10 protein-coding genes are annotated in these 13304 nt (G+C 63.6%); 5 read left to right on the top strand and 5 right to left on the bottom strand.

The genetic code is table 11. The features are described from left to right. Positions 1-55: 55 nt before the first annotated feature. Positions 56-3574, bottom strand: a complete 3519-nt coding sequence (dnaE, locus tag ACTJK4_RS08605; protein WP_440076096.1) for a DNA polymerase III subunit alpha — start codon at positions 3572-3574, stop codon at positions 56-58. 150 nt (positions 3575-3724) lie between these two features. Here dnaE and ACTJK4_RS08600 point away from each other — a divergent pair, with 150 nt between their 5' ends. Further along, a complete protein-coding gene (locus ACTJK4_RS08600; protein ID WP_440817486.1) occupies positions 3725-4573 on the top strand; it encodes a sulfurtransferase in 849 nt (282 codons plus the stop codon). A 182-nt stretch (positions 4574-4755) separates the two neighbouring features. Here ACTJK4_RS08600 and ACTJK4_RS08595 read toward each other — a convergent pair whose 3' ends face one another. Further along, the gene (locus tag ACTJK4_RS08595; RefSeq protein ID WP_232040612.1) at positions 4756-5328 is read right to left on the bottom strand and encodes a flavodoxin family protein; all 573 of its coding nucleotides are present in this window, start codon (positions 5326-5328) and stop codon (positions 4756-4758) included. A gap of 78 nt (positions 5329-5406) precedes the next feature. After that, entirely contained in the window at positions 5407-6105 is a 699-nt protein-coding gene (locus ACTJK4_RS08590) for a pirin family protein (RefSeq protein WP_232040613.1), read from the bottom strand. A 106-nt stretch (positions 6106-6211) separates the two neighbouring features. On the opposite strand from ACTJK4_RS08590, the gene ACTJK4_RS08585 reads away from it, so the two are divergent. Together ACTJK4_RS08585 and gluQRS are read left to right on the top strand one after the other, a co-directional pair. Further along, entirely contained in the window at positions 6212-7114 is a 903-nt protein-coding gene (locus ACTJK4_RS08585) for a LysR substrate-binding domain-containing protein (RefSeq protein WP_232040614.1), read from the top strand. A gap of 62 nt (positions 7115-7176) precedes the next feature. Beyond that, positions 7177-8121: a tRNA glutamyl-Q(34) synthetase GluQRS gene (gluQRS, locus tag ACTJK4_RS08580; RefSeq protein WP_440817481.1), complete on the top strand. Its 945-nt coding sequence runs from the start codon at positions 7177-7179 to the stop codon at positions 8119-8121. A 25-nt stretch (positions 8122-8146) separates the two neighbouring features. Here the strand turns inward: gluQRS and ACTJK4_RS08575 are convergent, their stop codons facing one another. After that, positions 8147-9628, bottom strand: coding sequence for a DEAD/DEAH box helicase (locus ACTJK4_RS08575; protein ID WP_440817478.1), 1482 nt, complete (start codon positions 9626-9628; stop codon positions 8147-8149). A gap of 254 nt (positions 9629-9882) precedes the next feature. On the opposite strand from ACTJK4_RS08575, the gene ACTJK4_RS08570 reads away from it, so the two are divergent. Next, entirely contained in the window at positions 9883-10698 is an 816-nt protein-coding gene (locus ACTJK4_RS08570) for an MBL fold metallo-hydrolase (protein WP_316869918.1), read from the top strand. Here the strand turns inward: ACTJK4_RS08570 and ACTJK4_RS08565 are convergent. Beyond that, complete coding sequence (locus tag ACTJK4_RS08565; protein ID WP_316869919.1) at positions 10682-11392, bottom strand: TetR/AcrR family transcriptional regulator; 711 nt, start codon at positions 11390-11392, stop codon at positions 10682-10684. The two genes, ACTJK4_RS08570 and ACTJK4_RS08565, sit on opposite strands and share 17 nt — an antisense overlap. A gap of 200 nt (positions 11393-11592) precedes the next feature. On the opposite strand from ACTJK4_RS08565, the gene ACTJK4_RS08560 reads away from it, so the two are divergent. Further along, the gene (locus ACTJK4_RS08560; RefSeq protein ID WP_440817474.1) at positions 11593-13296 is read left to right on the top strand and encodes an AMP-binding protein; all 1704 of its coding nucleotides are present in this window, start codon (positions 11593-11595) and stop codon (positions 13294-13296) included. Positions 13297-13304 lie beyond the last annotated feature (8 nt).

Genomic DNA, 13304 nt, shown 5'->3' with positions numbered 1-13304 from the left:
CTGCAGTCCTGCCGAGCGTGCGCCCGGCGATGGCGCCCCCTGCGCCATCATCAGACTACTCGTACACCGTTGCCACGTTCTCGGCGTCCAGCGCCTGACGCAGCGCGGCGATGGCGTCCTCGCTCGGAACAATGCGCCAGGCGTCACCGAGCACGGCTTCGCAGCGGGCCTGCTCGCAGACGTAGTTGATGCGCACCGAGACGCCATTGCCATCCGCCGCCACATGCGGCGAGAGCAGGTCGCGCAGCTTGGCCGCCGTTGAATCGCCGTTCATCGACAACCGGATGGCCCGCGCAAACTTGGCGCGCGCCTGGGTCATGTCCATGACCGATTCGGCCGTGACGCGCACGCCGCCAGTGAACATGTCGTGGCGAGCACTGCCCTGCACGATCAGCACTTCGTCTTCCTTGAACAGCGCGCGATTGGCTTCGAACACTTCGTTGAAGACCGTGACTTCGGTGGCTTCGCTGGCGGAGCCGTCGTCGAGCATGACGATCAGCATCTTGCCGCGCTGGGTCATCTGCGTGCGCTGCCCGACGATCACGCCTGCCACGGTCTTGTTACGTGCGTCGCGGCTGCCGTAACCGCCGCCATTGCCCTTGTCGGTCACTTCGCGAGCCAGCTCGGCCAGCGTCGTGCGCGCAAAGCGGCGCACTTCGTCGCGGCATTCGTCGAACAGGTGACCGGAAAGATAGAAACCCAGCGCCTGCTTTTCTTCCTGCAGCTTGCGCTTGGTCGACCAGGCCGGCTCGTCGACGAGTTCGGGGCGATGCTGCTCGGCATCGTCACCGCTCATCAGATCGAACAGCGACACCTGGTTGGCGGCCGCTGCCTTCTGCTCGGCGGCTTCCATGGCCAAGCCGATCGAAGCGAGCAGCTGTGCGCGGTTGGCGTTGAGGCTGTCGAAGGCGCCGGCGCGCACCAGCGCTTCGATTGTGCGGCGATTCACCTGGCGGCGGTCGACGCGCTCGCAGAAGTCGAACAAGTCCTTGAATGGGCCGTCTTCGCGTGCACGCAGGATGTCTTCGATCGCGCCCTGACCGCTGCCCTTCACGCCGCCCAGGCCGTAGCGGATGGTCTTGGCGTCGGTTGGGGCGAAGCGGTACTGGCTCGCGTTGATATCCGGCGGCAGCACGGTCAGGCCGTTCTTGCCCCGGGCATCGTCGTAGAGGATCTTCACCTTGTCGGTGTCGTCCATGGCGAGCGACATGTTGGCTGCCATGAATTCGGCCGGGTGATGCGCCTTGAGCCACGCGGTGTAGTACGCCAGCAGCGCATAAGCGGCCGCGTGCGACTTGTTGAAGCCGTAGCCCGCGAACTTCTCCATCAGGTCGAAGATTTCGTCGGCCTTTTCGGTGGAGAGCCCATCCTTGGCTGCGCCCGCGCGGAACAGCGCGCGGTGCTCGGCCATTTCTTCGGCTTTCTTCTTACCCATCGCACGGCGCAGCAAGTCGGCGCCGCCGAGCGAGTATCCGCCCACGATCTGCGCCATCTGCATCACCTGCTCCTGGTAGACCATGATGCCGTAGGTCTCCTTGAGCACCGGCTCGACGCGCGGGTCGGGGTACTCGACCTTCTCGCGACCGTGCTTACGCGCGCAGAAGCTCGGAATCAGGTCCATCGGGCCTGGGCGATACAACGCTACCAGGGCGATGATGTCCTCAAAGCGGTCAGGTTTGGCGTCCTTCAGCATGCCCTGCATGCCGCGGCTTTCCAGCTGGAACACAGCGACCGTGTTGGCCGACTTCAGGATGTCGAACGCCTTCTTGTCCGTCAGCGGAATGTGACTGCAGTTCCAATCTGCCTTGGACGGATCGAGCATGCGGATATAGCGCTCGGCCCAGTCGAGGATCGTGAGCGTGGTCAAGCCCAAGAAGTCGAACTTGACCAGGCCGACGGCTTCCACGTCGTCCTTGTCGTACTGGCTGACGACGCCGGCGTCTTCACCGCCTTGTGTGTAGAGCGGGCAGAAGTCGGTCAACTTGCCCGGGGCGATCAGCACACCGCCCGCGTGCATGCCGACGTTACGCGTCATGCCTTCCACGCGCTGTGCGAGTTCGAGGAGCTGCTTGACCTCTTCTTCGTTGGCTTCGCGCTCGGCCAGCAGCGGCTCTTCCTTCTTGGCCTCTTCCAGCGTGACGAGCTTGCCCGGCTTGAACGGGATCAGCTTGGCCACGCCGTCAACGAAGTTGTAGCCGAGGTCCAGCACGCGACCCACGTCACGCACCGCGGCCTTGGCGGCCATCGTGCCGAAGGTGGCGATCTGCGAGACGGCATCCTTGCCGTACTTTTCCTTCACGTACTGGATGACGCGGTCGCGGCCGTGCTGGCAGAAGTCGATGTCGAAGTCGGGCATCGACACACGTTCCGGGTTCAGGAAACGCTCGAACAGCAGGTTGTATTTGAGCGGGTCCAGATCGGTAATGCCCAGCGCATATGCCACCAGCGAACCGGCGCCCGAACCCCGGCCCGGCCCCACCGGCACGCCGTTGTTCTTCGCCCAGTTGATGAAGTCCGCAACGATCAGGAAGTAGCCCGGGAAGCCCATCTTGATGATGGTGCCGGTCTCGAATTCCAGACGGGCGTAGTACTCGGCGCGCTTGGATTCACGTACCGCCTCGTCGGGGAATAGCACTTCCATGCGCTTTTCCAACCCTTCCTTGGCAAGCTGGACGAGGTAGTCATCCAGCGACATGCCATCGGGCGTCGGGAACAGCGGCAGCTTGGGCTTGCCCAGTTCCAGCTTGAGGTTGCAGCGCTGCGCGATCTGCACAGCGTTGGTCAGCGCGGACGGAATGTCGGCAAACAGCGCGCACATCTCGTCCTGCGTCTTGAAATACTGTTCGGTCGTGAAACGGCGGGCACGACGCGGATTGGCAAGCAGCTCGCCCTCCGCAATGCAGGTGCGCGCTTCGTGGGCCGTGAAATCGTCCGGCGTCATGAACTGCACCGGATGCGTGGCCACCACCGGCAACTGCATGGCCGAGGCCAGCTTCACGGCTTGCTGGATGTAGGCCTCGGTACCGGCGTGCCCCGCGCGCTGCAGTTCGATGTAGAAAGCGCCCGGAAACACGCGCGACCAGTTCATCGCGAGCTTGCGCGCCAGCGCATCGTTTCCATTGGCCAGCGCCATGCCGATATCGCCCGCCATACCGCCGGAGAGCGCCAGCAGGCCGGTGGCCAGGGGGGCGTTTTCCACGCCAGGCTCATCAAACCATTCGGGGGCGATTTCCGCGCGGCCGCGATGTTGGTTGGAGAGCCACGCCCGTGCCAGCAACTGGCACAGGTTCAGGTAACCCTGCTTGTCACGCACCAGCAACAGCAGGCGTGTCGGTTTGTCGCGCTCGTCGTGATTGGTGATCCACACGTCGGCGCCGACGATAGGCTTCACGCCCTTGCCACGCGCTTCCTTGTAGAAGCGCACCAGCCCGAAGGCGTTGGCAAGATCGGTCAGCGCCAGGGCGCCCATGCCGTCTTTGGCGGCGGCCTTGACGGCATCGTCCAGACGGACGTTGCCATCGACGACGGAATATTCGGAGTGGAGACGGAGGTGGACGAAGCGCGGCGAATTCATCCGCGTATTGTACCGGGTGACACCTTCCGTAAAGCATTCCGGGCGTGCCCGGTTGACCATCGACAACCCCGCACGGCTGCGCGGGCGGCTATAATTTCGGCTTACGAATCAACGGGTTACCCAAGGCGCCAGAAAATGGCGCGGCAGCACATGCAGATCGTCAATATTTCCGCTTACAAATTCGTCACCCTCGATGACCGCGAGACCCTGCGCCCCGCCCTGCTGGCCGAGTGCCAGGCGCGCGAGTTGAAGGGCACCGTGCTGCTGGCGCCCGAGGGCATCAACATCTTCCTGGCCGGCTCGCGTGAAGCCATTGACGGCATCGTCAGTTGGCTGCGCGCCGACGCCCGTTTTGCTGACCTGGCGCCGAAGGAAAGCCTGTCCGACCACCAGCCGTTCCGCCGCTTGCTGGTGCGCATGAAGAAAGAAATCATCACCATGCGCCACCCGTTGATCCGCCCGGAAGAGGGCCGCGCGCCGTCGGTTGCGCCGCCCGATCTCAAGCGCTGGCTCGACCAAGGCCACGACGACGAGGGTCGCCCCGTGGTGATGCTCGACACGCGCAATGACTATGAAGTTGCCGTCGGCACGTTCAAGAACGTCGTCGAATACAACCTCAAGAAATTCACTGAATTCCCGCCCGCCATTGCCGCGCACAAGGACGACTTTGCCGGCAAGACGGTCGTGTCGTTCTGCACCGGCGGCATCCGCTGCGAAAAGGCGGCGATCCACATGCAGGAGATCGGGGTCGAGCGCGTCTATCAGCTTGAAGGCGGCATCCTCAAATATTTCGAGGAAGTGGGCGGCGCCCATTACGACGGCGATTGCTTCGTGTTCGACCACCGCACCGCTCTGAATGCCGAACTGCTGCCGGCGGGCCCCAAGCAATGCTTCGCCTGCCGCGCCGTGGTCACGCCGGAAGAACAGCAATCTCCCGACTACATCCCAGGCCAGCGCTGCCCGCATTGCGCCGGCAGCCAAGCGCGCGCCGCTGCATGAAGCACCTCGCCGCCCTCCTCCTCGTCACCACGATGTGCCTGACAGCATTGGCAGGCTGCGCGGCGAGCTGCGAGGGTGGCTCCAACCGCGGCGTGTTCTGCGGAGCAGGCACGCGGTTCTGACAGCGCTTTGCCCAACAAAAAACGCCGGTCATGCCGGCGTTTTTCTTTGAGCGATCCGCTTTACTGACGGCCGCGCACAAACTGGTTGGTGATGGCAACAATGCGCTCGCCGAACAGCTTGGCGGTTTCCAGATCGCCCGGCAGCGGACCTTCTTCAGGGCTCGCATCCGACGGCGATTGCGCCAGCGCGCCACCAAAGCCCGCCAGATAGTTCACGTCATTGCGCGTGGCGGCCTTGCTGTTGGCCGGCATCATGCCCGTGCCAACCCAGATCATTCCGTGCTGCTGCGAGAGCGTCCACAGGTACTGGATCGACGCGTATTTGTCGCCGTTCATCGATGCAGAGTTCGTGAAACCCGCAGCGATCTTGTCCTTCCACGCGCCCGTGAACCAAGCCTTGGACGATGCATCGGCAAATTTCTTGAAGTCGCCCGAAACGCCACCCATGTAGGTCGGCGCACCAAAGACGATCGTATCGACGCCGGCCAGCAGCGCCCAGGTGTCGTCGTTGACGTCGGTGACCGAAATCAGATGCGCGTCAGCGCCGGCGCCTTGAATGCCTGCAAACACGGCCTCGGCCTGCTTCTTCGTGTGGCCATAACCGCTGTGATAAACAACTGCAACTCGTGCCATGGGAATCCTCTTGGGGTTGGGGTACCGCGGGGGAACAACGGAAAAGCAAAATGGCGCACACAGGGTGCGCCATGAACATTACGGCAGATCGAACACCAGCACTTCGCCACCTTCGCCGCCAGAGAGCGTCACCGCCTCTTCTTGCGTCAGCTTGGCTGCGTCGCCGCCAACCAGCGTGCGACCGTTAACGCTCACCTTGCCACGCACCACGTGCACATAAGCACGGCGGCCTGCGGCGATTGACAAGGACGCAGTTTCTGCGCCATCAAACTTGCCGGCGTAGAGCGCCATGTCCTGGTGGACTTTCACCGAACCACCACGACCATCGGCGCTGGCGATCAGGGCGAGCTTGCCGCGCTTGGCTGCCTCGTCGAAATGGCGTTCTTCATAGCCCGGCGTGAGGTTCATTTGTGCGGGGAGCACCCAGATCTGCAGAAAATGCGTGGTCTGGTCCTGCGCGTGGTTGAACTCGGAGTGACGCACACCTGTCCCAGCCGTCATGCGTTGCACGTCGCCCGGGCGCAGCACGCTACCGTTGCCCATGCTGTCCTTGTGCGCCAACTCGCCGTCGAGCACGTAGCTGATGATTTCCATGTCACGGTGGCCGTGGGTGCCAAAGCCCATGCCGGCTGCGACGCGGTCTTCATTGATGACGCGCAACGGGCCGAACTGGACGTGCTCAGGGTCCATGTAATCGGCAAACGAGAAGCTGTGATACGACTTGAGCCAGCCGTGGTCTGCGTAACCGCGATCTTGAGAGGGGCGGATTTCAATCATTTTGATGAATCTCCTGTCCGAATTACTGCGTCGATGTGTGAATGGTACGCAGATTGGCTATAGTTGAGCGGTACGGCTTTGATTCAATACATCAAAAATTCTGAACATGGCGCTATCGCTGGAATCTCTGGAAGTGCTGGACGCGATCGAACGCAAAGGCAGCTTTGCCGCCGCGGCGCACGAACTGGGCAAAGTGCCGTCTGCCCTCACCTATGTGGTGCGCAAGCTGGAAGACGATCTCGATGTCCTGCTGTTTGACCGACGGCGCCACCGGGCGGAACTCACGCCGGCTGGCCGTGCGCTACTCGACGAAGGCCGTCACCTGCTGCAGGCCGCGGACGAACTCGCGCGCCGCGTCAAACGCCTTGCCACCGGATGGGAAGCCACGTTGACCATCGTAGTCGACGATCTCGTGCACTTTCGCGCACTCATGCCCGTCATCCAGGATTTCTACGCCGAGAACACCGCCACGCGATTGCGCTTCTGCCGGGAAGTGCTGGCCGGCACGTGGGACGCCCTTCTCTCCGGCCGCGCGGACTTGCTGATCGGGCCGGCACAGGTGATGCAGGTGCAGGGTATCCAGACGCGCACGGTGGGCAACATCCCGTTCATCTTTGCGGTGGCGGCACATCACCCATTGGCGCAAATGGACGAGCCGTTGCCGGCAACTGCCATCACGCGACATCGCATCGTTGCCGTGGGAGATACATCGCGCAATCTGCCCGCACGCACCATCGGTGTGATGGCTGGACAAGACACGCTGGTCGTGCCGTCCATGGCAGACAAGGTGCAGGCGCAGATTCGTGGCCTGGGTTGTGGCTGGCTACCAGTACCGCTGGCGCAACCGTATCTGGATTCAGGCGTGCTGATCGCCAAGGAAACCACCGAAGACAAGCGTGCGGGCACGTTTCAGGTTGCGTGGCGCAACAACATGCGCGGCAAGGCGCTGCAATGGTGGGTCGACAAGCTGGAAGATCCGCGCCTGGGGCAGGCCCTGATGATGCAGTAGGGGCCTCGTGCGGACAAATCGCGCACAATAGCGGCATCGGCTTCTGAGCCTGGAGCGTTGCGTTGTCCCAAGCCAATCTCGATTTTCCGGAATCCACCAATGCCTCGCGGGGCCAATACCGCGGCCGCTTTGCGCCCTCGCCCACGGGGCCGCTGCATATCGGCTCGCTGGTCACCGCGCTGGCGAGCTGGCTGGATGCACGTGTACACGGCGGCACGTGGCTGGTGCGCATTGAAGACATCGACTTCCAGCGCAACGTGCCCGGCGCCGATCGCGACATCCTCGCCACGCTGGATGCGCTCGGGCTCATTCCCGACGAAGCCCCGCAGTGGCAGAGCACACATCTGTCACGCTTTGAACAGGCGCTAGAGCAACTGCAGGCCATCGGCAGCCTCTACCCGTGCGGCTGCACGCGCCGTGAGATTGCGGATTCCGTCACCAGCATCGACGCCAACGGCCACGTGCGTCACCAGACCCTGATCTATCCCGGCACGTGCCGCAACGGGCTGCACGGCCGTCCGCCGCGCGCTTGGCGCGTGCGTGTGCCGGATGCCGATGCCGCCACCATCTGCTTCAACGATCGCTGGCAAGGCACGCAATGCCAGAACCTGGCTGAAGCCGTAGGCGACTTCGTGCTCAAGCGCGCGGACGGCATGTGGGCGTACCAGATTGCGGTGGTGGTAGACGATGCCACGCAAGGCATCACGGACGTCGTGCGGGGCGCCGACCTGCTCGACTCGACGCCGCGCCAGATCTATCTGCAGCAGTTGCTCGGGCTGCCCGCGTTGCGCTACCTGCACGTGCCCGTGGTGGTGAACCCCGAGGGCGAGAAACTGAGCAAGCAGACAGGCGCGCGCGCCATCAACCGCAGTCAACCGCTGGCCGCGCTAACGGAAGCGGCACGGCACCTCGGGTTGGACATTCGTGCGGGCGATGTAGATGAGTTCTACCGAGACGCAGTCCCGGCCTGGGCCAATCGTCTTGCACGATTGACCACGGCGGCATAGTTGCCGCCGTTTTCAGCAGACTGACTTAACGCTTGCGCGGCACGCCACCGAGCAGCGCCGCAATCGGGCGCTTGGCGGTACGCGGATGCCCGGTCGCTTGCGCCGGCTTGGCGGCTTCTGCCGATTCCGCTGGCAGAGACGATTCGTACGGGCGATTGAAGAACGGGTCGTCCGATGGCCGGAAAGGCGGGCGCACGATCGTGTGATCCAACACGCGGGCGCCGTTGCGGTCGTCCCGCTCACGGGCGCGGCGGACCTCACCGCGGGCACGCTTTTCGTCGCGCTCACGGCGTTCACGGTCACGCGCCTGCTCGCCGGTCGGGTCGAAATCAGCCAGTTGCTCGCGCGGCAGGTTTCGCTTGATCAGCTTTTCGATGTCGGCCAGGAAACGCTCATCACCCGGCGCAAACAGCGACAGCGCATCACCCGAAGCACCGGCACGGCCCGTGCGGCCGATACGGTGCACGTAGTCTTCTGCGTTGAACGGGAGGTCGAAGTTGATCACGCACGGCATCTGCGAGATATCGAGACCGCGCGCTGCCACGTCGGTGGCGACCAGCACATCCACGGTACCTTGCTTGAAGGCTTCGAGCGTTTGCATGCGCTCGGTCTGCGTCTTGTCGCCGTGGATGGCGTTGGCGTTGATGCCTTCGCGCTCCAGCGCGCGCGCCAGGCGCGAGCAGCCGATCTTGCTGTTGGAGAACACGATGCACTGGCGCGGCAGGCCTTGCTCTGCTCGCTGGCGCAGCAGATGCACGAGCGCCGCTTGCTTGTGGTTGTCCGGCACCGTGTAGATGACCTGGCGGACGTTCTCTGCCGTGGCGTTGCTGCGTGCCACTTCAATGGTTTGCGGATGACGCAGGTAGCTCGCGGCCAGCTTCTTGATCTCGGGCGAGAAGGTCGCCGAAAACAGCAGCGTCTGGCGGTGCGCCGGCAGCAGGTTGATGATGCGCTGCAGGTCGGGCAGGAAGCCCATGTCGAGCATGCGGTCGGCTTCGTCCAGCACCAGCATGCGCACCTGCGACAGGTTCACGCTGCGCTGCTGCACGTGGTCGAGCAGGCGGCCCGGCGTGGCAACGAGGATTTCCACGCCGCGGCGCAGTTGCTCCGTCTGCGGGTTCATGTCGACACCGCCGAACACGACGGCGCAGCGCAGCGCCGTGTACTTCGCGTACTTGGCGACGTTGTCGTACACCTGGTCGGCAAGCTCGCGCGTGGGCGTGAGGATCAGCGCCCGTACCGGGTGGCGCGCCGGCGACGCGCTCGTGTTGGCGTCGGGCAGCAGGTTGTGGATGATCGGCAGCGAGAAACCGGCGGTCTTGCCGGTGCCGGTTTGTGCGGCGCCCATGACGTCGCGACCGGCGGTCACCACCGGAATGGCGGCGGCCTGAATGGGTGTGGGCTTGGTGTAACCGCTTTCGGTCAGCGCGCGGAGGACGTCCGGATGCAGGCCGAAGCTGTCGAATGTCACCGATTCATTGGCCGGCGCTTCTGACGCTTCAGACATCGTTGCAGTATTCATAGGGGGAGATGCGGCATGCCGGTTGGCATGGCGGCGCGCCAGACCCAAGCGGACGATCCCGCGTGCGGCTCGCGCAAAGCGTTAAAAATCAAAAGTTTATCACGTGACACCCGGCCCGGGACGGATGACAGGCTCGCCCAGGCCACTGCCAACACCACGGCTGCCTTGACACGGATCAAGTGTGACGGGCACGCGCTGCGCGACCATCGAAACATTCCAACCGCGCGCCGCCCTCTCCCATGGTCACCACGCTCTACGAAACGCCCGAGCACGTCTGCCTGATGTTTTCGGATCTGGTCGACGATCACGACGACCTGCCGGTGCAGACGAACCAGTTCCTCATCGTCGATCACGGCCACGGCGCGCTGATCGATCCGGGCGGTCAGATGACCTACAACGCGCTGTTTTTGGCGATGAACCGGTACTTTCCGCCCAAGCAGCTCGACTACGTGCTGGCCTCGCATGCAGACCCCGACATCGTCGCCTCGGCAGGACGGTGGCTGACAAGCTCAAGCTGCGACATCCTGATCTCCCGCGTGTGGGAACGCTTTCTGCCGCACTTCTGCAGCGTCGGCAAGACCGAGGGCCGCATCGTGCCGATCCCGGATACGGGCATGGCGATTCCGCTGGGGCAATCGCATCTGTTGGCAGTGCCGGCGCACTTCCTGCATTCGGAAGGCAATTTCCAGTTCTACGATCCGGTGTCGCGCATCCTGTTCTCGGGCGATCTGGGGGCCTCGATGGTGCACGCCAATGTGGCCGCCAAGCCCGTGGAAGATTTTGACGCGCACCTGCCGCTGATGGCGCCCTTCCACCGCCGCTACATGAGCGGCAACCGCGTGTGCCGGCTGTGGGCGCAGATGGTGCGAGGGCTCGATATTGAATGGATCGTGCCGCAGCACGGCCAAGCCTTCCGTGGCAAAGCCATGGTCAACCGGTTCATCGAATGGGTTGAGACGCTCGACTGTGGCATCGACCTGATGACGCCCGAAGTCTTCCGCCTGCCTGCGTTGCCGAAGGCGCCGGCCAGCGCGGCGCTCAAGACGCGCGTTTAGCGCCAGATGCCGGGGCGGCCGGCAAAATGATCTTCATCATGGCGCCCGACAGCTCCACCGCCAGCACCTCGGCATCGATGCGCGACGGGTCATGCCAGGTGTACATGAAACCCATGACGCCGCCCATCGAGTGCGCGGCGACGCGCGCATCGCCAAAGTCAAACACGCCGGCGCGCTTGCCCTCGTCGAGCAGCGCATAGAGATCGCGGTAATACGCCCGCGACATGCCGTGCAGCCACTCCACCGTTTCGGGGCGCAGGTATTGCCGATCGCGATACGTCAGCGCAGCGGCGTAATGGCAGGCAATGCAGCGGCGCGCCATTTCCAGCAGACACGCCTGCAAACGCTCTCGCACTGGCAGCGCCGGATCGGCCGTCTCGCGGATGGCCGACAGGCAGATCTGCGCGGCCTCACGGCAAAGGATGTCGAAGATCTCGTACTTGTCGGTGAAGTAGTAGTACACCGCCGGCTTGGTCACCCCGAGCGCGTTGCAGAGGTCGCTCATCGTCATGCCGGCATAGCCTTTGGTGAAGAAAAGCTGCGCGGCCGTGTCGAGAATCTGCCGGCGGCGGGCCTCCTGCCGCTCGGCGATGTGCGGGCGCGTGGCCGGCGATGCGACGCCAGAGGCTTCGGGGGCCTCGGATTCACCAGACGGTTGCACGTCGGGAACGACAGATTTGCGGACGATGGACATGGCGCATATTTTCGCATGCCGCCCGCGTATGCGCCGTGGCATACGCGCATCTGGCGACATCATTGCTCTTAAATGCTTGACGCATCAAAGAACGCTTTCTATATTCTTACCCGTTGGTATAAAAAATTACTTTTTAGTATAGAGAGTGCGGCGCCGCTGTGCGCACGCACTGCACAACCCAACGGAGACAAGCTTTGGCGATGGACGAGTCCGAGTATCTCGGCCGCGTTCGCGCGCTCTGGGCGCGCGCATGGCCGGTGGATACCCCACGTGAGCCGCATTATCCAATCGGGCGCGTAGCCCTCACCGACTACCTGCGGCACTGGGCACGCACCACGCCAGACAAACCGGCCATCCACTTCTACGGGCACGACACAACGTTCGCCCAGCTTGACGATCTCTCCGACCGCTTTGCCGCGCTGCTCGCGCAACACGGCATCGGCACTGGAGACCGCGTTGCGGTGTTCCTGTCAAACTGCCCGCAATTCAATGCGGTGTTTTTCGGCATCCTCAAACTGGGTGCTGTGTATGTGCCGATCAGCCCGCTGTCGCAGCGCGCCGAGCTGATGCATGCACTGAGCGACGCCACACCGCGGGCCATCGTCGCGCTGGATCGCCTCATGCCCCTGGTGCGTGACGTGCGTACCGAAACATCGATCGAGCACGTTTTCGTCACCCGTTACGCAGACGTGCTGCCCGCGGAGCCGACGCTGCCGCTCCCGACAATGCTGACCGAACCGCCGGTGGCCTGCGACGATGCGATCGACTTGTTGCCCGCATTGGCACAGACCACGCCGATTCCCCTGCCGCCTGCCTCACTCGATACAGTTGCCGCGCTCAACTACACCGGCGGCACGACGGGGCTGCCGAAGGGCTGCATCCACACGCAGGGCGACATGGTGGATATGGCGGCCGCGTTCTCGGCCGTGTCGCTGCGTGCGGATGCCGACACCGTCATGCTCAGCTTCTATCCGCAGTTCTGGATTGCGGGCGAGAACACCGGTCTGATCTTCCCTGCCTTCCTTGGCGTACCGCTGGTGTTGCTGGCGCGCTGGGATGCCGAGGCCTTCATGGCTGGCGTGCAGCGCTACCGCGTGACCAACGGCTCGATGCTGGTCGACAGCGCCGCCGAGGTGATGGCGCATCCTCGTGTGCATGCCTACGACTTACGCTCGCTGCGGCATACAGGCGTGTCATCGTTCGTAAAAAAGCTCAACCCCGAGTACCGCCGTGCGTGGCGTGAATTGAGCGGCTCGATGATGGCCGAGAGCGCCTGGGGCATGACGGAAACGCAGACCTGCAACAGCTTCACGGTCGGCATGCAGGACGACGATTTCGACCTCCGGTCACAACCGATTTTCGTGGGTCTGCCGGTGCCGGGCACCGACTTCAAGATCTGCGATTTCGACACGCACGAACTGATGCCGATCGGCGCCGAAGGCGAACTCTGCGTACGCACGCCGACGCTGCTCAAAGGCTACTGGAACAAGCCGGACGCCACCGCGCAAACCCTGCGCAACGGCTGGTTTCACACCGGCGACATCGGCTGCATCGACGAACAGGGATACGTGCACTACCTAGGCCGCCGCAAGGAGATGCTCAAGGTCAACGGCATGAGCGTATTTCCGGCGGAGATCGAAGCCATGCTCGGTAAACATCCGGCCATCCTCGGTTCTGCCGTGGTGGGCCGCGCCGACGAACAACGCGGCCAGCTTCCCGTCGCCTTCGTGATGCTGCGGCCCGAGGCCGTGGGCACATTGGATGACGCCACCCTTACCAGTTGGTGCCGCGACAACATGGCCGTCTACAAGGTGCCCGTCGTGCGCATCGTCGACGCGCTGCCACTCACGGCTACCGGCAAGGTGCGCAAGCAGGACCTCGCACCACTCGCTGAACAGATCTAACCCACACC

The organism is Ralstonia sp. 22111 (assembly GCF_052045895.1).
In the GTDB taxonomy this organism is placed as follows: domain Bacteria; phylum Pseudomonadota; class Gammaproteobacteria; order Burkholderiales; family Burkholderiaceae; genus Ralstonia; species Ralstonia wenshanensis.
Note: the sequence above shows the minus strand (reverse complement) of the source record. Positions and strands in the feature narration are given on the sequence as shown.

Excerpts from the sequence above, each read along its gene's own strand:
- dnaE (WP_440076096.1), bottom strand. The coding sequence starts at position 3,574 with ATGAATTCGCCGCGCTTCGTCCACCTCCGTCTCCACTCCGAATATTCC.
- ACTJK4_RS08600 (WP_440817486.1), top strand. The coding sequence starts at position 3,725 with ATGCAGATCGTCAATATTTCCGCTTACAAATTCGTCACCCTCGATGAC.
- ACTJK4_RS08595 (WP_232040612.1), bottom strand. The coding sequence starts at position 5,328 with ATGGCACGAGTTGCAGTTGTTTATCACAGCGGTTATGGCCACACGAAG.
- ACTJK4_RS08590 (WP_232040613.1), bottom strand. The coding sequence starts at position 6,105 with ATGATTGAAATCCGCCCCTCTCAAGATCGCGGTTACGCAGACCACGGC.
- ACTJK4_RS08585 (WP_232040614.1), top strand. The coding sequence starts at position 6,212 with ATGGCGCTATCGCTGGAATCTCTGGAAGTGCTGGACGCGATCGAACGC.
- ACTJK4_RS08575 (WP_440817478.1), bottom strand. The coding sequence starts at position 9,628 with ATGTCTGAAGCGTCAGAAGCGCCGGCCAATGAATCGGTGACATTCGAC.
- ACTJK4_RS08570 (WP_316869918.1), top strand. The coding sequence starts at position 9,883 with ATGGTCACCACGCTCTACGAAACGCCCGAGCACGTCTGCCTGATGTTT.
- ACTJK4_RS08565 (WP_316869919.1), bottom strand. The coding sequence starts at position 11,392 with ATGTCCATCGTCCGCAAATCTGTCGTTCCCGACGTGCAACCGTCTGGT.
- ACTJK4_RS08560 (WP_440817474.1), top strand. The coding sequence starts at position 11,593 with ATGGACGAGTCCGAGTATCTCGGCCGCGTTCGCGCGCTCTGGGCGCGC.